Origin of the sequence: Methylopila capsulata, from assembly GCF_016907975.1 — a bacterium.
Lineage (GTDB): Bacteria > Pseudomonadota > Alphaproteobacteria > Rhizobiales > Methylopilaceae > Methylopila > Methylopila capsulata.
On record NZ_JAFBCY010000005.1, the window covers coordinates 82,394 to 103,534 of the forward strand.

The 21,141-nt window shown below is 69.6% G+C and carries 21 protein-coding genes; 10 read left to right on the top strand and 11 right to left on the bottom strand.

Translation table 11 applies throughout. The features are described from left to right. Positions 1-298: 298 nt before the first annotated feature. Both JOD31_RS18390 and spt read left to right on the top strand, forming a co-directional pair. The gene (locus tag JOD31_RS18390) at positions 299-550 is read left to right on the top strand and encodes an acyl carrier protein (protein ID WP_020186885.1); all 252 of its coding nucleotides are present in this window, start codon (positions 299-301) and stop codon (positions 548-550) included. A gap of 1 nt (position 551) precedes the next feature. Further along, positions 552-1,853, top strand: coding sequence for a serine palmitoyltransferase (gene spt / locus JOD31_RS18395; RefSeq protein WP_204951895.1), 1,302 nt, complete (start codon positions 552-554; stop codon positions 1,851-1,853). Here the strand turns inward: spt and JOD31_RS18400 are convergent. From JOD31_RS18400 to JOD31_RS18410, 3 genes are all read right to left on the bottom strand, one after another. Further along, positions 1,771-2,727 carry a hypothetical protein gene (locus JOD31_RS18400; RefSeq protein WP_246482597.1) on the bottom strand — a complete coding sequence of 319 codons (957 nt, stop codon included), beginning with the start codon at positions 2,725-2,727 and terminating at the stop codon, positions 1,771-1,773. The genes spt and JOD31_RS18400 overlap by 83 nt on opposite strands. 249 nt (positions 2,728-2,976) lie before the next feature. Next, complete coding sequence (locus JOD31_RS18405; protein ID WP_204951896.1) at positions 2,977-3,894, bottom strand: diacylglycerol kinase family protein; 918 nt, start codon at positions 3,892-3,894, stop codon at positions 2,977-2,979. After that, the gene (locus JOD31_RS18410; RefSeq protein ID WP_204951897.1) at positions 3,891-5,027 is read right to left on the bottom strand and encodes a CDP-alcohol phosphatidyltransferase family protein; all 1,137 of its coding nucleotides are present in this window, start codon (positions 5,025-5,027) and stop codon (positions 3,891-3,893) included. Before JOD31_RS18410 ends, JOD31_RS18405 begins: the two co-directional genes overlap by 4 nt. A gap of 114 nt (positions 5,028-5,141) precedes the next feature. Between JOD31_RS18410 and JOD31_RS18415 the strand changes: the two genes are divergently transcribed. From JOD31_RS18415 to JOD31_RS18435, 5 genes are read left to right on the top strand one after another with little or no spacing between them, the layout of a single operon-like run. Beyond that, positions 5,142-5,579: an HIT family protein gene (locus JOD31_RS18415; protein WP_246482598.1), complete on the top strand. Its 438-nt coding sequence runs from the start codon at positions 5,142-5,144 to the stop codon at positions 5,577-5,579. Continuing rightward, complete coding sequence (locus JOD31_RS18420) at positions 5,576-6,814, top strand: LptF/LptG family permease (protein ID WP_204951898.1); 1,239 nt, start codon at positions 5,576-5,578, stop codon at positions 6,812-6,814. The genes JOD31_RS18415 and JOD31_RS18420 overlap by 4 nt, the downstream gene beginning before the upstream one ends. Continuing rightward, positions 6,814-7,926: an LptF/LptG family permease gene (locus tag JOD31_RS18425; RefSeq protein WP_204951899.1), complete on the top strand. Its 1,113-nt coding sequence runs from the start codon at positions 6,814-6,816 to the stop codon at positions 7,924-7,926. The genes JOD31_RS18420 and JOD31_RS18425 overlap by 1 nt, the downstream gene beginning before the upstream one ends. After that, positions 7,923-9,047 carry a dATP pyrophosphohydrolase gene (locus JOD31_RS18430; protein ID WP_204951900.1) on the top strand — a complete coding sequence of 375 codons (1,125 nt, stop codon included), beginning with the start codon at positions 7,923-7,925 and terminating at the stop codon, positions 9,045-9,047. The genes JOD31_RS18425 and JOD31_RS18430 overlap by 4 nt, the downstream gene beginning before the upstream one ends. After that, positions 9,044-9,781: an NTP transferase domain-containing protein gene (locus JOD31_RS18435; protein WP_204951901.1), complete on the top strand. Its 738-nt coding sequence runs from the start codon at positions 9,044-9,046 to the stop codon at positions 9,779-9,781. Before JOD31_RS18430 ends, JOD31_RS18435 begins: the two co-directional genes overlap by 4 nt. Before the next feature lie 185 nt (positions 9,782-9,966). Here the strand turns inward: JOD31_RS18435 and oxlT are convergent, their stop codons facing one another. The 3 genes from oxlT to ribB all read right to left on the bottom strand — a co-directional run bounded on the left by oxlT (position 9,967) and on the right by ribB (position 13,347). Next, entirely contained in the window at positions 9,967-11,259 is a 1,293-nt protein-coding gene (gene oxlT, locus JOD31_RS18440; RefSeq protein WP_204951902.1) for an oxalate/formate MFS antiporter, read from the bottom strand. 217 nt (positions 11,260-11,476) lie between these two features. Continuing rightward, a complete protein-coding gene (locus tag JOD31_RS18445; RefSeq protein ID WP_204951903.1) occupies positions 11,477-12,223 on the bottom strand; it encodes a phosphocholine cytidylyltransferase family protein in 747 nt (248 codons plus the stop codon). Continuing rightward, complete coding sequence (gene ribB / locus JOD31_RS18450; protein WP_204951904.1) at positions 12,220-13,347, bottom strand: 3,4-dihydroxy-2-butanone-4-phosphate synthase; 1,128 nt, start codon at positions 13,345-13,347, stop codon at positions 12,220-12,222. Before ribB ends, JOD31_RS18445 begins: the two co-directional genes overlap by 4 nt. A gap of 166 nt (positions 13,348-13,513) precedes the next feature. On the opposite strand from ribB, the gene gloB reads away from it, so the two are divergent. Both gloB and JOD31_RS18460 read left to right on the top strand, forming a co-directional pair. Further along, positions 13,514-14,281, top strand: a complete 768-nt coding sequence (gene gloB, locus JOD31_RS18455) for a hydroxyacylglutathione hydrolase (protein ID WP_204951905.1) — start codon at positions 13,514-13,516, stop codon at positions 14,279-14,281. Beyond that, positions 14,278-14,739, top strand: coding sequence for a cupin domain-containing protein (locus tag JOD31_RS18460; RefSeq protein WP_204951906.1), 462 nt, complete (start codon positions 14,278-14,280; stop codon positions 14,737-14,739). The genes gloB and JOD31_RS18460 overlap by 4 nt, the downstream gene beginning before the upstream one ends. Here JOD31_RS18460 and yddG read toward each other — a convergent pair. The 4 genes from yddG to JOD31_RS18480 form a co-directional block, all read right to left on the bottom strand. Next, on the bottom strand, positions 14,725-15,621 hold the full coding sequence (yddG, locus tag JOD31_RS18465) for an aromatic amino acid exporter YddG (RefSeq protein ID WP_204951907.1): 897 nt from the start codon (positions 15,619-15,621) through the stop codon (positions 14,725-14,727). The two genes, JOD31_RS18460 and yddG, sit on opposite strands and share 15 nt — an antisense overlap. Positions 15,622-15,670: 49 nt before the next feature. Next, positions 15,671-16,273 (bottom strand): LysE family translocator, encoded by a 603-nt coding sequence (locus JOD31_RS18470; RefSeq protein WP_204951908.1) that lies wholly within the window; start codon positions 16,271-16,273, stop codon positions 15,671-15,673. Between the two features lie 7 nt (positions 16,274-16,280). Beyond that, complete coding sequence (gene phbB, locus JOD31_RS18475) at positions 16,281-17,003, bottom strand: acetoacetyl-CoA reductase (RefSeq protein ID WP_204951909.1); 723 nt, start codon at positions 17,001-17,003, stop codon at positions 16,281-16,283. A gap of 96 nt (positions 17,004-17,099) precedes the next feature. Next, positions 17,100-18,281, bottom strand: coding sequence for an acetyl-CoA C-acetyltransferase (locus tag JOD31_RS18480; protein ID WP_204951910.1), 1,182 nt, complete (start codon positions 18,279-18,281; stop codon positions 17,100-17,102). Positions 18,282-18,604: 323 nt separating this feature from the next. Here JOD31_RS18480 and phaR point away from each other — a divergent pair, with 323 nt between their 5' ends. Next, a complete protein-coding gene (gene phaR / locus JOD31_RS18485; RefSeq protein WP_204951911.1) occupies positions 18,605-19,204 on the top strand; it encodes a polyhydroxyalkanoate synthesis repressor PhaR in 600 nt (199 codons plus the stop codon). Between the two features lie 78 nt (positions 19,205-19,282). On the opposite strand, the gene JOD31_RS18490 is transcribed toward phaR, so the two are convergent. Further along, a complete protein-coding gene (locus tag JOD31_RS18490) occupies positions 19,283-21,133 on the bottom strand; it encodes a M3 family oligoendopeptidase (protein ID WP_246482599.1) in 1,851 nt (616 codons plus the stop codon). Between the last annotated feature and the right edge of the window lie 8 nt (positions 21,134-21,141).

Sequence of the window (21,141 nt, forward strand, 5' to 3'; positions counted from 1 at the left end):
ACCGCTGGAAGGCCGCCCAGGAGGGCGCCGCCCCGACCGGAAAGCCAGGAGCGACACGCGGTCTGGGCATCCCTGCCGGCCCATCGGCCGGCGTTGCCTTTTTCGCAACACTTGCCGGCGGAACGACCGGCCGGCGAAACATTCGGCCGAATTCGGCCCCGGGGGAGACATCACGCATGTGTAACACGCTGAATCCCCTGTTGATTTGCTGACATGCTCAGAAACTTTACAGATCGACGACAACTCCATATTTTCCGCGCTGACAACGAAATATGGATCCGTCCGCCTGGACGAAAAGATGAGTGAAGAGAAAAACGAGTTGCTCGCCGAGATTTCCGAAGTGCTAGAGACGGTAGTCAATCGGCGGGTCGAGTTACGGACGGATATGAACATCGTGAACGATCTTGGCCTTGATTCAATTGCCGTGATGAACTTCTGCATGGCGCTGGAGGACAAGTTCGACATCTCGATTCCGCTGCATGACATGGCGAGTGTTGTGACCGTCGACGATCTAGCGAAGACGATCCAAGCTCTGCGGAGTAATGCGTGATATGTCGATTTTTGGTAAGTTTGCGGCGCTCAGCGCGCGGTACGATCGTCTGAAGCAGAGCGGGGCCGATCCGTTTTCGGTGAAGTTCGACGACATCCTGTCCTCGGTCGAAGGCGTCGTGCGCGGCAAGAAGACCTTGCTGTTCGGCACCAACAACTACCTCGGCCTGACCTTCGACGAGGTCGCCATGGAGATGTCGGCGGACGCCATCCGCCACCACGGCACCGGCACCACCGGCTCCCGCATCGCCAACGGCAGCTACAAGGTCCACGCCGAGCTCGAGCGCGAGCTCGCGGACTTCTACCGCCGCAAGCACTGCATGGTGTTCTCCACCGGCTATCAGGCCAACCTCGGCATGATCTCGACGCTGGTCGGCAAGGACGACCACCTGTTCCTGGACGCCGACAGCCACGCCTCGATCTACGACGGCTCGCGCCTCGGCCACGCGCCGGTGGTCCGCTTCCGCCACAACAACCCCGACGACCTCGCCAAGCGCCTCCGCCGCCTCGCCGACCAGCCGGGCGACAAGCTGATCGTGGTCGAGGGCATCTACTCGATGCTGGGCGACACCGCCCCGCTGAAGGAGTTCGTCGACGTCAAGCGCGAGTACGGCGCCTACCTGATGGTGGACGAAGCGCACTCCATGGGCGTGCTCGGCCGCGACGGCCGCGGCCTCGCCGAGCGTGAGGGCGTCGAGGACGACGTCGACTTCGTGGTCGGCACCTTCTCGAAGAGCCTCGCCAGCGTCGGCGGCTTCTGCGTCTCGAGCCTCGAGGGCTTCGAGATCCTGCGGCTCGCCTCGCGGCCCTACATGTTCACGGCCTCGCTGCCGCCCTCGATCATGTCCTCGACGATCTCGGCGCTGAAGACGCTGCGGCGCGAGCCGGAGCGTCGGACGAAGCTCACCGCCAACAGCCGCCGGTTCTACAACGGCCTGCGCGGCGCCGGCTTCAACGTCGGCCCGGAGTGCACCCCGATCGTGGCGGTCATCATCGACAACCCCGACATCGCGGTGGCGTTCTGGAAGCGGCTGCTAGAGGAGGGCATGTACCTCAACCTCGCGCTGCCGCCCGCAACGCCGAACGCGTCAGCCTTCCTGCGCTCCAGCGTCAGCGCGGCGCATTCGGACGAGCACATCGACTTCGCGATCGCCCTGATGACCCGCATCGGCCGCGAATTCGGCCTGCTGCCGAACGAGACCAACGTCTGCCCGTTCCCGGTCAGCGCAGAACGCCTCGGCGCCACAGCCGCCACAGCACGGGCCCTGCCGACAGCAGTGGGTGCCGGCGCTGGAATGGCGTGACGACGATCGCGTGGCCCGAGTGCCGCTCGATCTTCCAGGCGATGTAGTCCACGCCGCCTGAGAACGTGAAGACCGCCTTGGCGAGCCGCGCGAGATTGAGCGGCTTCGCCAGGCGCCGCCGCCGGGCCCAGGCCTTCGCGGCTTTGGCGCGGCTCTCCGGAGCGACGCGCGGCGACAGCGCCCCATCCGTCTCCGTCGCGAACGGCACGCCCTCCGCGGCCCATCCCAGCGTCAGCATGCGCGCAAAGCGCTCCGGCGCCCGCTCGACGATCGAGGACGGCCGCGCGGCGCTCTCCACCCGCAGCTCCGAGGCGTAGGTGCGCTGGAACAGCGCCGTCCAGAACGCCGCCGCCGGCCCGCGCTCCGGCCCCAGATGCGCCGCCCACCACGCCGCGGCGCCGACCGCGGTCGCCACCGCATCCGCGATCGCCCTCGCTGCGGCTTCGTCGCGCGCGTAAGGCAGGGCCGCCGGCTGGCAGAAGCGCGTCCAGATCGTGGTGTCGCGGCTCAGAGCCCGGGCGTGGCGCGCGAACTGCGCCACCGACATGATCGCCACCTTGGCGCGGAGCTGCGGGGCGTCGCCTGCGCTCTCGGCGTACTCCACGTTCGGCGGCAGCAGCCGGTTGCCCGCGGTCGCGAACCGGCTCTGGTTCCACGCCGCGAGGTCGTCGAGCAGCACGTAGAAGTCGAGCAGGCCGTCGGTCTCGCCGGTGCGCAGCGCCGAGCCGTAGAACAGCACGCCCGCGACGCCCCCTCCCCCGCGCGCCGCCAGCTCGGCCGCGAAGGCCCGCACGGCCTCAGGCTGAGGCGCGGCGAGCTCCGCGGCGACGGCGGACGTCAGGGGCGCTCGTGCGGGGTTCGGGAGAGGCGGCATGGGATCAGAGCGCTTTGGGTGGGGATGTTCGGGGGCCGGGATGGGAAGCGAAGATGGCGGTTTGTGACCCGCGCCGGTTGCATCCACGTGACGAACCACGACGTCATTCCGGCCGAAGCGCCGGAATCCATCACCCCGCCGCCCAGCGTCTGCGTGATCGGCGGGGTGATGGGCCCCGGGACAAGCCCGGGGCGACCGCGGAGCGTGAGACTAAGTCGCGCGCTCCCGGCGCGAAACAGCTCCCGCCGCTCAATACGTCACGAACGTCACCGCCGGCCCGGTCGCGATCTCGACCTTGCGGTCGGGACCGGCGTGGAACGTGTCGCCGTCGAGGATGAAGGGCGCGGCGAGGTCGAGCGCGACGTGGTCCGCGCGCTGGCTGACGTAGCCGGCCTCCGCCATCCACGGGGCCGGGCTCCGCCGGCCGACCGCGAGCAGCGCCCGCGCCAGCCGCCGCGGCGGCGCGGCGACGTCGAGCAGGCGGATCGCGCCCTCGCCCTCGCCCCAGAACGGCCAGAGCCCCAGCATGAGCTTGTGGAGCGAGGTCGCGAGCAGGACGAAGCGGTCTTGCGCGACGGCGGGCCCGCCGTCGACCGCGACGGAGGCGGCGACGCCGCTGCGCCACGCCTGCCGCTCGGCCCCGGAGAACGCGGCGCTGATGCTGGAGGCGACCGCCAAGCCAAGGCCGACGCCCTGCGCGAAGCCGCGCTTGTGGACCTGGGCGTTGGCGAGCCGGACGCCGCGCTCGAAGGCGCCGCAGCCGAACACGAAGCCGTAGCGCGTGACGCCGTCCGCGGTGACCCGCATCGGCCGGCGGATCTCGCGGCGGCGCGGCGGCGCGCCGGACGCGACCGCCGCGGCCAGGCCTGCGAGGTCCTTCACGCCGCCGACGTCCGCCGCCGCCACGTTGGTCTTGCCGCGGGGCACGAAGGCGATCGGCGGCGGCGCGCCGTCGTAGGCCGCGATCAGCGCGGTGAGCGCCTCGCGCAGGGTGCCGTCGCCGCCGGCGATCGCGATCACCCCGACGCCGCCGGCCTTCAGCCGGGCGATGGCCGGGGCGTAGCCGTCGATCCCGTCGGGCGTTTCCGCCACGACGCCGGGCGCGCCGACAAGGCCCTCGACGCCGCGCCAGCTCTTGGCGTTCGCGAGAACGCCAAGCGTCGTCACGCCGCGTCCAGCCAGGAGACGATCGGCGTGCGGCGGCGGGCGATCACCGCCTGGACGATCTGGGCGGTGTGCACGAGGAAGCTCAGCACGATCCACACGATCACGGCGTACATCCCGAGATCGGGACGGCCGAAGAGCGTGAAGGCCGTCAGCAGCACCAGGTTCGGATTGCGGCGGGCGGTGATCAGCCGGAAGAAGCTGTCGAACGGCCGCCAGACGTGCATGTGCATCCCGAACAGCCTGAGGAAGATGCCTTCCTCCACCCGCTGCAGGATGTAGCCGCCGAAGATGATCGCGATCATCCACTCGGCCCCGGCTCCCGAAAACCCGGCCGCCGGAAGGCCGAAGACCCAGGCCATCCACCAGAACGGCGGGTGCACCAGGTCGATGCCGTGGTCCAGCACGTTGCCGAACTCGCTCGAGGTCATGGTGACGCGGGCGAGCTTGCCGTCGACGGTGTCGAGGAAGGTCATGATCCAGGCGGCGACCAGTCCCGTGCCGTAGTGCCCGTTCCAGAACGCCCAAAGCGCGTAGAACACCAGCGCGAGGCCGACATAGGTGACCGCGTTCGGCGTTATCCGGCGCACGGCGCACCACTTGGTCACGATGCGCGCCGGAACCGGCCAGACGTATTTGGTGACCGCGTCGGTGACGCCCTTGTAGGAGCCCGCGAAGCTGCGCGCCTCGACCTCGTCCACCGTCTCGGGGCTGAGCGGGATCAGGTAGGCGATCTCGCGCTTGCGCAACTTCCTGTTGTAGGAGCCGGCGAGCCCCTCGGAATCGAGCCGCTCCACCGTCGCGGGCAGCCCCGTGGCCGCCCCCTGCGCGATGGCCGCGGCCACGCCCGGCGCCTCGGCCGCCGGCACATGCGCCGCGACCGGGACCGCCCCGTCGAGCAGCACGGCGCCCGGCCGCTCGGCCAGCGCGTCGATCAGACGCTGCTCGAACGCGTAGTCCACGCGCAGCAGCAGAACCGCGCCCTGGTCGGGAAGCGCATCCGCCGTTTCGCGCACCTCCGCCACGCCGGCGCGCGCAAGCTGTCGGGTCAGGCGTTCGGCCGAGGACATCCCCCAGATGCGCGCGTCGGACCGTCCGAGAAGGACAGCGACGGCTGCCTGGCGTAGCTGCGTCATAATTTGGTCGTCCGCATCGTCGTTCGTGTGAATGCGTGCTCTTTAAAGCCGAAACGCCTATCCTGCCAGCCGCCGCGTCCATGGCGCTCCCCCAAGCCAACGCACTCGAAGCCCATGCCCAATCCTACGATGATCAAGTTCGGCCACCCCGAGACCGTGGTCGGGGAGACCGACCTGTGGTCGATCCAGATCCGCCCGAAGCAGCCCGGCTTCGGGTCTCTGGTGCTGGTCTGCAAGGAGGACGCCTCCGCCTTCGGCGCCTTGAGCCCTGCGGCGTTCGCGGAGCTGGGTCGCGTCGTCGCGAGCCTGGAGCCGGCGCTGAAGCGCTTGGCCGGCTACGACAAGATCAACTATCTGATGCTGATGATGGTCGACCCCGACGTCCACTTTCACGTGATCCCCCGCCACGAGACGCCGCGCGCCTTCGAGGGCGTGACCTTCGTCGACGCCGGATGGCCCGGGCCGCCCGCGCTCGGCGAGGGACCCGAACTCGACGCCCGGACCATCGCCGCGCTCCGGACCGCCCTGGCGGCCATCTGGACCGCGCCGTGACGCAACCGTCCAAGGCGCGCGGAACGGCGCTCGGCTTCGGCCTGCTGCAGCGCTACGTCACGGGGCTGGCGCTGCGGCCGATGATGCTGTCGCTGGGCGTGGTGCTCGCGGGGCTGCTGCTCGAGCGCGTGCTGCGCATCGTCGACGTGCTGGCCGCGGCGGGAGCCCCGGTCTATCTCGTGTTCGCGCTCTCGGCGAACCTCGTCCCGCATTACCTCGGCTTCGCCATGCCGGCCGCCTTCGCGCTCGGCGTGTTCGCGGCGTTCTCGCGGCTGTCGAGCGGGTCCGAACTCGAGTCGATGCTGTCCTCGGGCGTCTCGGTCTGGTCGCTGGCGAAGCCGCTGATGGCGATCGGCGCCGTGATCGCCGCGCTCAACCTGCTGGTCTCCGGCTACCTCGACCCCTACAGCCGCTACAGCTACCGCGCGATCCTGAACTCCTCGGTGTCCTACGCCTGGCGTGCGCACGCGCCGGCCGCCACCTTCATCAACGTCCGCGACGGGCTGACCGTCACCGCCGACGAGGTCGACAACACCGGGCGCAACCTGACGGGCGTCTTCATCGAGGATCGCGCCGGCGACCTCGAGACCCTGACCACGGCGCGCGCCGGCAAGCTCGAGGTGACGCCGGACGGAAAGCAGCTCCAGCTGCGGCTCTCCGACGGCGTCGTGCTGCGCAACGCCGATGGGCAGCGTCCGAACACGCTCCGGTTCCGCGAGCTGGTGTTCGACAAGAAGTTCGCTCTGGAGGCGCCGCCCTTCCGCCCGCGCGGCGGCAACGAGCGCGAGATGACGATGAACGAGCTCTGGAGCGAGATGGGCGAGGCCGCGCCCTCGGCCTCCTATCCCAAGCTGTCGGCGGAGTTCCACTCGCGCATCGTCCGCTCGCTCGCGATCGTGTTCCTGCCGCTGCTGATCATCCCGTTGAGCATGACGATGCGGCGGCAGAACCGGGTGGCCAACATGGGGGTCGCGGCGCTCGCGCTGATCCTGTTCCAGAACGTGCTGCAGATCGGGGAGACGCTCGCCGAAAAAGGCTTGGCCCCCGCGCCGCTGCTGACCTGGGGGCCGCTGGCCGGCCTCGTGCTGGTCTCGGCGTTCCTGTTCACGACCGGCACAGATCGACCGGGGGATTCCGCGATCTCGCGCTTCACCGACCAGCTCTCGGCGCTCGGCGCCGCGGCGGGGCGCGCGCTCGCGCCGCTGTTCCGCCGTCGGGCGGCCGCGAGGGGCTGATGCGCGTTCTCCGCTACATGAGCCTGCGCTTCCTTGCGCTCGCGACCGTCGCCACCCTCGTGCTCGCCTCGATCGCGGAGGTGCTCGACCTCGTGGACAACGCGGGCGACATCCTCGATCGCGGCCAGGGCGCCGCGGGCTTCGGAACCTACCTGCTGCTGCGCGTGCCGACGCTGATCTCCCACGCCATTCCGCTCGGCGTTCTGGTCGGCGCGCTGATGACGCTCAGCCTGCTGGCCCGCAACAGCGAGATCGTCGCGATGCGGGCCTCGGGGCGCAGCTCCTGGAACCTGTTCGCGATGATGTTCCCGGCCGCCTTCGTGATCGCGAGCGTCCATTGCGTGCTGCTGGACGCGGTGCTGCCGAAGACCGAGCAGCGGCTCGCGCTGTGGTGGGCGGAGGGCCAGGATCCGAAGTTCGACGGTGCCAAGCCCGTGTGGCTGCGGATCGGCGACGACGTCGTGTCGTTCGAGGGCATCGCGAACCGCGGCCGGACGCTGAAGAACCTCAAGGTGTTCGAGCGGGCGCCCGACAAGACCGCGACGGGAAAGCTGACGGCGGCGGAGGCCCGCTGGGAGAAGAAGCGCTGGATGCTGACAGGCGGGACCTACGCCTCGTTCAAGCGCGGAGCCTCGAACGCGGCCACGCCGGCGGACGGGGAGTGGAAAACCACCTTCACCCCGGCCGACGCCGTCGCCGCCATGGAGCCCTTCGGCCAGATTTCCGCCGCGGCGGCGCAGGCCGTGATCAGCGGCCAGCGGGTGGCGAACGCGCCGCTCTCGTTCTACGAAACCCAGTTCCACCGGGTCTTCGCGGCCCCCATGGCGGCCGTCGTCATGCTGCTGCTCGCGATGCCGGGCGCCTTCGTGAACTGGCGCGACGCACGCTCGGCGAAGCACGCCATGGCCGGGCTCGCGCTCGGCCTCGTCTTCCTGGTCTGCGACGGGCTGCTGACCTCGCTCGGTCTCGCGGCGATTCTGCCGCCGATCGTCGCCGCCTGGTCCGGAACCGTCCTGTTCCTCGGGATCGGCGCCTTGAACCTCAACCGCATGGAGCAGGGCCTCGCGCGGCCGAGCCGCCGGCGGACGCTCGCCCTGGAGACCGGCCGATGAGCCAGATCGACGTCCGTCCGGTGGAGGGCAAGCGCGACCTCGACCGCTTCATCACGCTGCCGAACCGGCTGCAGGCGGCCGACCCGAACTACGTCGCGCCGCTGATGATGGAGCGGCGCGAGTCGCTATCGCCGGCCAAGAACCCGCTGTTCCGGCACGTCGACGCGCAGTTCTTCCTGGCCTGGCGCGACGGCGTTCCGGTCGGCCGCATCAGCGCCCAGAGCGACGACCGGGTGGCCGACTGCGGCCACTTCGGCCTGCTCGCGGGCGAAGACGACCCCGAGGTGTTCCGCGCCCTGTTCGCGGCCGCCGAGGGCTGGCTGAAGGCGAAGGGCCGGACGGAGGTCCGCGGGCCGTTCAACCTGTCGATCAACGAGGAGTGCGGCCTGCTGATCGACGGCTTCGACACCCAGCCGATGCTGTTCATGCCGCACGACGCGCGTTACGTCGCGGCCCGCGTCGAGGAGCAGGGCTACGCCAAGGCGATGGACCTGTTCGCCTATCTGCACCTCACCAGCGACCCCTTCCCCAAGGCGATCGAGCGCATCATCGAGCGCCCGCGGCCGCCGGAGGTCGTGGTGCGGCACCTCGACTGGAAGCGCTACGACGAGGAGATCGCGACCGTCATCGACATCTTCAACGACGCCTGGTCGGAGAACTGGGGCTTCGTGCCGTTCAGCCCGGAAGAGCTCCATCACCTCGCGAAGTCGCTGAAGCTGCTGATCGACGAGCGGCTGCTCTGGATCGTCGAGGTGTCCGGCCGCGCCGCGGCCTTCGGCGTCGGGCTGCCGAACCTGAACGAGATGATCGCGGACTTCGACGGCAAGCTGCTGCCGTTCAACTGGGCGAAGCTCGTCTGGCGGCTGAAGCGCATGACCTACACCAGCGGTCGGGTGGCGCTGATGGGCGTGCGCAAGGAGTACGCCCGCTCGTTCCTCGGGCGCGCCATGCCGATCTACATCTTCGACGAGTTCCGCAAGGAGGGTCGCCGCCGCGGGATCGAGCGGGTCGAGATGTCCTGGGTGCTCGAGAGCAACATGCCGATGCGGCACATGGGCGAGGCGCTCTCGAACGGCTCCGCCTACAAGACCTACCGCATCTACCGCAAGGCGCTGGCGTGACCCGCACCGCGCTCGTGCTGGCGGGCGTCCGGCCGGGCCGCGACGCGCTCGCCGACTTCGCCGGCGTCACCCACAAGGCCCTGATCCCGATCGGCGGCGTTCCCATGGTGGAGCGGGTGATCGCGGCGCTGCGCGACAGCGGCCGGATCGACCGCATCGTCGTCTCGATCGACCGGCCGGAGCTGATCGACCTTCCCGGCGTCGAGATCCTGACGTCGTCGACCTCGGTCAGCCGGAGCGTGGGCGAGGCCTTCGAGGCGCTCGGCGCGCCTCTGCTCGTCACCACCGCCGACCACGCGCTGCTGGAGCCGGAGTGGATCCGCTGGTTCCTCGACCACCTGCCGGACGCGGACGTGGTGGCGGGGCTGGCGCGCGACCGCGACGTGATGGCGGCGGCGCCGGACACCAAGCGCACCTTCCTGCGCTTCCGCGACGGCCGCTTCTCCGGCTGCAACCTGTTCTACCTGCGCGACCCGCGGGCCGTGCGGGCGATCCAGATGTGGCAGATCGTGGAGAACGAGCGGAAGAAGCCCTTCACCCTGCTCCGCCGGCTGGGAGTGAGGGCCGTGGTCGCCGCCCTGTTCGGGCGCCTGACGCTTGGCTACGCCATGCGCCGGATCGAGCAGATCGCCGGCTGCTCGGCGGGGGTCGTCGAGCTGCCCTTCGGCCGCGCGGCGATCGACGTCGACAAGCCGTCCGACCTGATGCTGGTCCGGAAGATGGTCGAGGGCTGACGCCCGAGCCGACGAAAAGGACGAGCGGTTCACGCCGCTCGTCGAAGTCGGGGGCGTCGACGCCCCGGCGCTGGCCGGGACGGTCGGACGGCGCCTCCGCGCATGCCGCGGACGCGCCGAAGCTTATGGTTCGTGTGACGTCGGGGGACCGCCGCAGTGAGCGGCGATCCCTCGGAGGCCGCGTGTCAGACCGCGCGCAGGGGCGCCTCGGCGGCGAGCGGGATCGTCGGCTGCTCGTCCTGCGACAGGTAGCGCAGCCGGAGCGGCTTGAGCACGAGCAGCGCGAGCAGCGCCGCGGCGACGTTCAGGCCGATGATCAGCGCGAACACGGCGGACCAGCCGTAGGCCGCGGACAGCACGCTCGCGAACGGGACCAGGAAGGCCGCCGAGCCCTTGGCCGTGTAGAGCAGGCCGGCGTTCGTGGCTGCGAACTTCGACCCGAAGGTGTCGCCGCAGGTGGCCGGGAACAGGCTGTAGATCTCGCCGAACACGCCGAAATAGGCCGCGGTCGCGAACACGAAGACGATCGGGTTGTGGCCGAAGGTCAGCAGCGTGCAGACGGCGGCCGCGGCGATCGAGAACGCCAGGAACATCGTGTTCTCACGGCCGATCTGGTCGGAGAGATAGCCGAACAAAGGCCGGCCGAAGCCGTCGAAGATGCGGTCCAGCGAGATCGCGAGCGTCAGCGCCGCCATCTGCAGGCCGAACATGCTGACGGGGACGCCCGCCACGTTGAAGTCCTTGGCGATCGGCGCGATCTGCGCCGCGGCCATCAGCCCGCCGGACGCCACCATCACGAACATCGCGTACATCACCCAGAACACGGGCGTGCGCAGCGCCTCGCCCGGCTTCCGATCCACCGAACTCTGCGGCAGGCGGAGCGTCTTGCGGCGGATGGGGGCGAGCACCGCGGGCTTCTTCAGCAGGAAGGAGACCACGACGACCACCGCGCCCTGGATCAGGCCGAAGGTCAGGAACGCGCTTTCGTAGCCGCTCGAGGCGATCATCTTGGCGATCGGCACGACCGTCAGCGCGGCGCCGGCGCCGAAACCCGCCGCCGTCGCGCCTGCCGCCAGACCGCGGCGGTCGGGGAACCACTTGAGGGCGTTGCCGACGCAGGTGCCGTAGACCGACCCGGCGCCGACGCCGCCGATCACCGCGGCGAGGTACAGCAGGGGAAGCGAGTCCGCGTAGGAGTCGAGCACCCAGGCAAGCGAGATCATGACGCCGCCGAAGCCGACGACGACGCGGGGGCCGTAGCGGTCCACGAACCAGGCCTCGACCGGCACCAGCCAAGTCTCGGTCGCGACGAACAGGGTGAAAGCGAACTGGATGGCCGCGCGGCCCCAGTGAAATTTGGCGTCGATCGGATCGACGAACAGCGTCCAGCCGTACTGGAGGTTTGCGATCATCGCCATGCACAGCACGCCGAGAGCGAGCTGCGACCACTTGGTCGCAGATACGTTTGCGTTTTCCATCCCACACTCTGTTGTTGTTTGAATTCAGAGATTGGGATGAGCCTGCGCGCATCCTCTGGCATACGGAATGCCACTTATTGGAATGCCAGCCATGCGACGTTCGGACACATCCGGGAGGGTGCGCGCCATGATTTCGCTGCAAACAAAGAGGCGTCGATCACGGCTCCGTGATACGCCTCTTTGTTTGGCGTAAGCGACGATCGGACGGCGAGCGGCGCTAGAGCCCGCGTTCGACCCAACGGCCGGTCAACTCCACCGCGTGATCGACGTCGGCGGGGAAATCCAGTTCGCCCCATTCGAGGCCCTCGATCGAGCGCACGCCGACGCCGCCCTTGTAGCGGGCAATGCCGTCGATGGCGGAGAGGTACCAGCGCTTGAGGCCCTCCTCCGAGCGCATCAGGCGCTCGATCTCGCTGACGAAGGTCGCGCCGCCCTCCTCCGTGAAGCGCAGGAAGCCGATCGACTCGCCGGTGACGAGATCGTCCGGCAGCGTCTTGCCGATGGCGAGCAGCCGGCCGCCCTCCTCGCGCACCTTCATGTCGTCGGTGTCGTAGTCGGGCTTGCGGTCGATCGTCACCGTGATCGGGGCGGTCGCTGGGCTTTCCAGCACGCGCCGGACGATGCCGGGTTCGATCAGCGTGTCGCCGTTCAGGATCAGGAATTCGCCGGTCATCCGATGACGGGCGATCCAGCAGCTCGCGAGGTTGTCCGCGAGCTCGTAGAATGGGTTGTGCGTGGTCCGCAGCGTCGCGCCGGGCAGGTCGATCTCGGCCAGCGCCGCCTCGACCTTCTCGGCCTCGAAGCCGGTGACGACGGTGACGTCGTCGACGCCGGCGGCGACCAGCGCCCGCACCTGCCACTCAAGCAGGCTGCGCCCGGAGAACGGGATCAGGCACTTCGGCGTCTCGGCGGTGAGCGGGAGAAGGCGACGGCCCTGCCCCGCGCTTAGGATGACGACCTTCACGCGGGGGCATCCTCTTCATCGACGATCTCGGTGGTCTCGATCGCGATGCCGAAGCCGGCGAGACCGACGAACTGGCGCTCATGGCCGGCCAGCAGGCCGATCTTGCGCACGCCGAGGTCGCGCAGGATCTGCGCCCCGACGCCGATCTCGCGCCAGCGGGCGCGGCGCTGGCGCGCGCTCATGTGCTTTTCCTCGGACGGGTCGGCCGGGCCGCCCTCGTCGGCGGCGTCGCGCAGCACCGAGGGGTCGCGGATCAGCACGAACACGCCTCGCTTGGCGTCGCCGAAGCGGGCGAGCGCGTTGTCGAGCCAGCCCTTGGAGGTGGCCGCCCCGCGCAGCAGGTCGGACAGCAGGTGCTCGCGGTGGATGCGGCAGGGCGTGGCGCCGGCCGCGCCGACGTCGCCCACGGTGATCGCGAGGTGCTGCGTCTGCTCGAACGGCGTCTCGTAGATCGTGATGGTGGCGTCGCAGCCGTTGATCCGGCGCTCGAACCGGTCGATCCGCTTCACGAAGGTCTCGCGGCGCGAGCGGTGGTCGATCAGGTCCTCGATCGAGACGATCTTCAGCCCGTGCTCGCGGGCGAAGGCGATCAGCTCCGGCAGGCGCTTCACCGTGCCGTCGTCGTTCACGACTTCGGCCAGCACGCCGACCGGCGGCAGGCCGGCGAGGGTCGCGAGATCGACGCCCGCCTCGGTGTGGCCCGAGCGGGTCAGCACGCCGCCCTCGCGGGCGATCAGCGGGAAGATGTGTCCCGGCCGCAGGAAATCGGCGGCGACGGCGTTGTCGCTCGCGAGCCCGCGCACGGTGTTCGCCCGCTCCTCCGCCGAAATACCGGTGGTGAGGCCGATTTTGTAATCGACCGAGACCGTGAAGGCGGTGCGCATCGGGTCGCGGTTGTTCGCCACCATCGGCGCGAGGTTGAGCTCGTCGGCGCGGTCGGCCGTCATCGGCGCGCAGATGATGCCGCTGGTGTGGCGGATCATGAAGGCGAGCGTCTCGGGCGTCGCCTTCGAGGCCGCCATGATGAGGTCGCCCTCGTTCTCGCGGTCGGTGTCGTCGACCACGACCACCAGTTCGCCCGCCGCGATCGCCGCGACCGCCGCATCGATGCTGTCGAGTTCCATCTGCCCACGCTCGTTTCGCGCGGTTTTTTTACCGCGCCGGTCGAATGCACCCCATGTCACGGGGGGTCAAGTGCGACGGACGCCGGGCCACTGCGCGCCGACCGGGCGCCTTGACCCCGCCTCCGCCGCCGCTAGCCTCCTGCTCCCCAACGTTCGTGAGTCCGGCATGCCCGCAGAAATCGTCCTGATCCCCTGCCTCTCCGACAATTACGCGGTGCTGATCCGCCATGGCGCGAGCGAGACCACTGTGCTGGTGGACGCGCCCGAGGCCGGCCCGATCCTGCGGACGCTGCAGCTGAAGGGATGGGACCTCACCCATGTGCTGATCACTCACAAGCACCCCGACCATATCGACGGCCTGCCGGCGCTGAAGGCGAAGTACCATCCGCGGGTGTACGGCCCCGCGGCGGAGGCCGACGCCATCCCCGGCCTCGACTTCGGCATGGGCGAGGGCGACGTCGCCGAGATCGGCGGCTTCCGCTTCGAGGCGATCGAGACGCCGGGGCACACCAAGGGGCACATCGTGTTCCACGAGCCGAACGAAGGCTGGCTGTTCGCGGGCGACACGCTGTTCGTCATGGGCTGCGGGCGCCTGTTCGAGGACACGCCCAAGGCGATGTGGCGCTCGCTGTCCAAGCTCGCCGCGCTGCCGGCCTCGACGCGGGTCTGGTGCGGGCACGAGTACACCCTGTCGAACGCCAAGTTCTGCGCGTCGATCCTCCCCGAGGATCAGGCGATCGCCGAGCGGCTCGCCAAGATCGAGACGGATCGCGCCGCCGGCAAACCGACCGTGCCGACGACGATCGGGGCGGAGAAGGCGACCAACGTCTTCCTGCGCGCCGGCGAGGCCAAGGTCGCCGCGGCGCTCGGCATGGACGCGGGCGATTCGGCCGCGGTCTTCGCTGAGCTCCGCGAACGGAAGAACCGGGGATGACCGAGCTCGAAGGCCTTTCGGCGCGCGAGGTCGTCCGCAAACTAGGACTTCAGCCGCACCCGGAGGGCGGCCATTACCGCGAAACGTTCCGGGACCCCGCCACCGACGCCGCCGGACGGTCGCGCTCGACCGCGATCTACTTTCTCCTGGGCCTCGACGAGGTCTCGGCCTGGCACCGGGTGGACGCGGTCGAGATCTGGCACTTCTACGCCGGCGCGCCGCTCGCGCTGACGCTGTCGTCCGACGGCCATGACGCGCAGGCGCACCGGCTCGGCCTGAATTTCGCCGCCGGCGAAGCGCCGCAGATCGTGGTTCCGGCGGGCTGGTGGCAGGCGGCGGAATCGCTGGGCGCCTGGACCCTGGTCGGCTGCACGGTGGCGCCGGGGTTCGACTTCGCGGGCTTCGAACTCGCCCCGCCGGACTGGCGCCCGACGCCCCGGCCTTCAGGCCGCGGCTGACGAGGGCTTGCGCCGATCGCGTCCGCGGAAGGTCGCGATCAGCGCGCCCGCCACGATGAGCCCGCAGGCGACGGCCAGCGCCGGGGTGGCCTGCGCGTAGCCCGCCGCGATCAGCAGCAGCGTCGAGAGCAGCGGCGCGGCGTAGGACAGCACGCCGAGCAGCCGCACGTCGCCGCGCTTCATGCCGACGTCCCAGACATAGAAGGCGAGGCCGACCGGCCCGAGGCCGAGGCCTGCGACCGCGGCCCAGGCGAGCGCGCCCTGTGGCCAGACGGTCTCTTCGAAGGCGAGATGGCAGAGCGCCGCGAGGAGCGCGGTGGCGAGGCAGAAGCCTGCGACCGCCTCCGTCGGGGTCGTCCGGAACAGCCGGGAGGCGACCGAGTAGCCGGACCACAGCAGGGCGCAGGCGAAGGCCGCCGCGTAGCCCGGCGCGTAGGCCGCGTCGAAGCCGAAGCCGCCGGAGCGTCCGCCGATGATGAGCGCCGCGCCGCCGAGTCCCAGCAGCGCGCCCAGGACGTGGCGCAGGCGCAAGCCGCCCCCGGGCAGGAAGGCCGACAGAAGGACGATCAGAAGAGGCCAGAGATAGGCGATCAGGCTCGCCTCGGCCGGCGGCGCGAGACGCAGCGCGGCGAAGTAGCAGGCGTGGTAGCCGAACAGCCCGCCGACGCCGTGCAGCCACACCGGCCAGGGCTGGCGAAGGGCCGCGAGGCCGCAGGGCCGGCGCGCGGCGACCGCGAGGCCCACCGAGCCTCCGATCGCGAAGGTCAGCGCCGTCATCAGGAACGGGGGAACGGCTCCGCTCGCGGCGGTGAGCGTCGCGAGCGAGGACCAGAGCAGGATGGCGAGGGAGCCGACGAGGGTGGCGCGCAGCGGACTGTTCATGTCGCGCTTCATAATAGGAGTCGCCGGGACCTGAAACGGAGACTGCCCGTCAGGCCGTCTCGAAGGCGAACCAGAGGGCGATGGCGCCCATGGCCAGCGCCAGGCCCCGCCGCACGACGCGTTCGGTCCCTCCGGAGACGAGAAGGCCGCGAAGTCTCGCGGCCAACAGGACGACGGCGACGTGAACAGCTGTCGCGACCGACACATAGATCGCTGCGAGCGCCACATTCTGGCCGATGACCGATCCCGCCGCCGGGTCCACGAAGGTGGGCAGCACCGCGACATAGAAGACCGCGGCTTTCGGGTTGAGGAGATTGACGATCAGTCCCTTGACGAACAATGCGCCGTCGCTCTCGGGCTGGTCGTCGACTTTCGCGACGTCGGCGGCGTCGCGCCATGCGTCCCAGGCCAGATAGAGCAGGTAGCCGACGCCCGCCCAGCGGAGCGCCTGATAGAAAAGCGGCTCTCCGGCGATCAATGCGGCGAGGCCGAGAGCTGCGGCCCCGCCGACGATCGCGAGGCCCAGAGCCACGCCCGCCACGGCCGCAAGGCCGGCCCGGCGGCCTCGCTGGAGAGCCAGCGAGGCGAGGGTTCCCATGTTGGGCCCCGGCGTCAGTTCGAGCACCAGCGCCGTGAGCAGGAACCCCAGCATCGACGCCTCAGGTGATGTACTGGCCGCCGTTGATGGTCAGCGTGGAGCCGGTGACGAAGCCGGCCTTGTCGCCGGCGAGGTAGACCACCGCCTCCGCGATCTCGTCCGACTCGCCGAGGCGGCCGACCGGGATCGTCGCGATGATGCTGTCGCGCACCTTCTCCGGCACCGCCATCACCATCTCGGTCGCGATGTAGCCCGGGGCGATCGCGTTGACGGTGACGCCCTTCTTGGCGTTTTCCTGCGCGAGCGCCTTGGTGAAGCCGATCACGCCGGCCTTGGCCGCGGAGTAGTTCGCCTGGCCCATCTGGCCCTTCTGGCCGTTGATGGAGGTGATGTTGATGATGCGGCCGAAGCCGCGCTCGCGCATGCCGTCGATCACCGGGCGCGTCATCGTGAACATCGAGTCGAGGTTGGTGCTGATGACCTCGCGCCACTGCTGGAAGGTGGACTTGTGGAACATCGAGTCGCGGGTGATGCCGGCGTTGTTCACCAGCACGTCGATCGGGCCGACCTCGGCCTCGACCTTCGCGATCCCCGCCGCGCAGGCGTCCGGATCGGCCACGTCCCACTTGAAGACGGCGATGCCGTGCTCCGCCTTGAAGGCGTTCGCCTTCTCGTCGTTGCCGGCGTAGGTGGCGGCCACGTTGTAGCCGGCGTTCTTGAGCGCGATCGAAATCGCCTCGCCTATGCCGCGCGTGCCGCCGGTGACGAGCGCCGTCCGTGCCATTTCAGCCTCCCAGGAATCCAGACAGAGTCCGGGCGTTGTCCCCGCCCGTGAAGGAATAAGGCCGGCCGCGCGCGGCCGGCCGGAGAGCGGCGCCGCTCAGTCGCGCGCGACCGTCAGCGCGATGCCCATGCCGCCGCCGATGCAGAGCGTCGCGAGGCCCTTCTTGGCGTCGCGCTTGATCATCTCGTGCAGCAGCGTGACGAGCACGCGGGCGCCCGACGCGCCGATCGGGTGGCCGATCGCGATCGCGCCGCCGTTGACGTTGACCTTCGACAGGTCCCAGCCGAGGTCCTTGTTCACCGCGCAGGCCTGCGCCGCGAAGGCCTCGTTGGCCTCGATCAGGTCGAGGTCGGCCGCCGACCAGCCCGCCTTCTCCAGCGCCTTGCGCGAGGCCGGGATCGGGCCGGAGCCCATCACCGAGGGATCGACGCCGGCCTGCGCCCAGCTGACGATGCGCGCCAGCGGCTTCAGGCCCTTGGCGGCGGCGGCCGCCGCGGAGGTCACCACCAGCGCCGCGGCGCCGTCGTTGATGCCCGAGGCGTTGCCGGCGGTCACGGTGCCGTCCTTCGAGAAGGCCGGACGCAGCTTCGCCATGGATTCGAGCGTCGCGCCGTGGCGGATGTACTCGTCCTGGTCGACGATGATGTCGCCCTTCTTCGACGAGATCGTCACCGGGGCGATCTCGTCCTTGAACTTGCCGGCCTTCTGCGCCGCCTCGGCCTTGTTCTGGGAGGCGACCGCGAACTCGTCCTGCTGCTCGCGGGTGATCTGCCACTGGGTCGCGACGTTCTCGGCGGTGGTGCCCATGTGGTAGCCGTTGAAGGCGTCCCACAGGCCGTCCTTGATCATCGTGTCGATGAACTTGACGTCGCCCATCTTGGTGCCGGAGCGCATGTGCGCGGCGTGGGCCGACTGGCTCATGCTCTCCTGGCCGCCGGCCACGACGAAGGCGCTGTCGCCCTGGGCGACGGCCTGCGCGGCGAGCGCCACGGCGCGCAGCCCCGAGCCGCACACCTGGTTGATGCCCCAGGCGGCCGCCTCGATCGGGATGCCCGCGCCGATGGAGGCCTGGCGCGCCGGGTTCTGTCCCTGCGCGGCGGTCAGCACCTGGCCGAGGATGGTCTCGGAGATCTCGCCCGGCTCGACGCCGGCGCGCTCGAGCGCCGCCCTGATCGCGATCTTGCCGAGCTCGTGGGCCGGCAGGGAGGCGAGCGATCCGTTGAAGGAGCCGACCGGGGTGCGCGCGGCGCCCACGATGACGACGTCGGTCTCTGCCATGATCTTTCCTCCGGTCCTGTCGGAAAAGAAGCGGAGCCGTCGCGAGAAGCGACGGCGTCGGGTTGCGTTTATCGGTAGCCCCGCCGCTTGGCGTCAAGACGACGTCCGTCGATCCGCCCGTGTTTGAGCCCAAAGAACTATGCGGGGATTGGCTCGCCTGCGTCGTTAGCCGTACGGATGGCGTATCGGCCTCGCACTGCACAAAAATCTGGCCGCCGCCCTATTTTAGCCTTATCGTCCCAATGCCTCGGCGGACTCCGATCCGTGTCGCGCCGCGGGAGGAACGTCGTAAAAAGCCCGGGAAGGGCGGAGATGTGCGCGCTATGTCGAGTACGACCGATCCGATCACGATCAAGAAATACGCCAACCGGCGCCTCTATAATACGGGCACCAGCACGTATGTGACGCTCGAAGACCTCGCCGCGATGGTCAAGAAGGGCGAAGACTTCCATGTGGTCGACGCGAAAAGCGGCGACGACATCACCCATCAGGTGCTGACGCAGATCATCTTCGAGCAGGAGAACAAGGGGCAGAACCTGCTCCCGATCACCTTCCTGCGGCAGCTGATCCGGTTCTACGGCGACAGCGTGCAGAGCTTCGTGCCGAAGTATCTCGAGCTGTCGATGGCGGCGCTGACCCGCGACCAGGACAAGATGCGCTCGTCGATGGGCGGATTCGGCGCAGCCGCGCCGTTCCAGTCGGTGGTCGAGGAGCAGATGAGGACGAACGTCGCGATCATGGAGCGCGCGTTCCGCATGTTCACCGCCTTCCCCGGCCAGACCGAGGGAGCCGCGGCGGGAGCCGAGCCGGCGGCTCCGGCCCCGCGGGAAGAAAAGTCCGCGGCCGAACTCGACGACCTTCGCCGCGAGATGGCCGAGATGCGCGACCGCCTCGACCGGATGGCGACGCCCGCGAAGGGCTGAGCTGCCGACGGGCGCTCCGGATCCTGCCTTGCGATCACAAAGCCGCGGCTCTGAAACGAGCCGCGGCTTTTTTCATCGTCAGGCCGCCGTGTCTTCCAGCGCCTCGAGCTCCGCGATCATGCGCTCGATGAGACCGAGGCCGGTCTGCCAGAACGCCGGATCGCGGGCGTCGAGGCCGAACGGCGCCAGCAGCTCCGGATAGGGCTTGGCCCCGCCCGCCGACAGCAGCGCGAAGTAGCGCTCCACGAAGCCCTCCGACGCGTTCTCGTAGACCGCGTAGAGCGAGTTCACGAGGCAGTCGCCGAAGGCGTAGGCGTAGACGTAGAACGGCGAGTGGATGAAGTGCGGGATGTAGGTCCAGAAGACCTCGTACCCCTCGCCGATCCGGATCGACGGCCCGAGGCTCTCGGTCTGCACGTCGAGCCAGATCGCGTTGAGGCGCTCCGAGGTCAGCTCGCCGCTCCGCCGCTCCTCATGCACCTTCCGCTCGAAGGTGTAGAAGGCGATCTGGCGGACCACCGTGTTCAGCATGTCCTCCACCTTGGAGGCGAGCATCGCCTTGCGCTGGGCCGGCTCCGTGGTCTTGGCGAGCAGGGCGCGGAAGGTCAGCATCTCGCCGAACACCGAGGCGGTCTCGGCCAGCGTCAGCGGCGTCGGCGCCATCAGCGGGCCGTTCGGCGCGGCCAGCACCTGGTGCACGCCGTGGCCGAGCTCATGGGCGAGCGTCATCACGTCCCGCGGCCGGCCGAGATAGTTCAGCAGCACATAGGGGTGGGCCGAGGGAACGGTCGGGTGCGCGAAGGCGCCCGGCGCCTTGCCGGGACGGGTCGGCGCGTCGATCCAGCCGCGCTCGAAGAAGCGGCCGGCGATCTCGGCCATCTCCGGCGCGAAGCCGCCGTAGGCCCCGAGCACGGTGTCGCGGGCCTCGTCCCAGGGGATCGTGCGGGTCGGGGCGGTCGGCAGCGGCGCGTTGCGGTCCCAGTGATTCAGCGCGTCCATGCCGAACCACTTGGCCTTCAGCTTGTAGTAGCGGTGCGAGAGCCGCGGATAGGCCTCGCGCACGGCGGAGACCAGCGCGTCCACCACCTCGCGCTCGACGCGGTTGGCGAGATGGCGGCTGTCGGCCACGTCCTCGAACCCGCGCCAGCGGTCGGAGATCTCCTTGTCCTTCGCCAGCACGTTGGTGATCAGCGTGAAGGTGCGGACGTTCGCCTTGAAGGTCTTAGCGAGCGCATGGGCGCCCTTCTCGCGCGCCGCCGGGTCTGGGTCGGAGAGCATGTTGAGCGTGGGCTCGAGCGTCAGCGTCTCGCCGTCAACCTCGAAACGCAGGCCCGCCATGGTCTCGTCGAACAGCCGGTTCCAGGCGCCGCGCCCCGTGACGGACTTTTCGTGGAACAGCTGCTCGACGCTATCCTCGAGCTGGTGCGGCCGCTCTTTCCGCACGTCGTCGAGGAAAGGGCGGTAGCGGGCGAGCTCGGACTCCACGAGCGCCTGGTCGATGACCGCGTCGTCCAGCCGGTTGAGCTCGAGCGTGAAGAACAGCAGGTGCGACCAGACGGTCGTCAGCTTCTCCTGCACGTCGCCGTAGAACTTGGAGCCCTTCGGACTCGTGGTGTCACCGGCATAGACGAGGCTGGCGTAGGAGGCGACGCGGCCCGTGAGATCGTCCAGCGCCTCGTAGGCCTTCACCGCCTCCACCAGACGGCCGCTCGCCGCGAACTCCCCGAGCTTGCCCTTGTAGGCCGCCTCGAAAGCGCGCGCTTCGGTCTCGGCGCGGGCGAGGTCGGCGGCGACCTCCGGACTGTCGAGGCCGGGATAGAGGTCGGCGAGGTTCCATTCGGGCAACGACCCGAGGGCGGCTGAAACTGTGGACAAGGGCAAGCCTGCTCGTTCGTGGGGGACCCGGACGGCGCGCGCCCGGCGGCGCATTGGTCGCC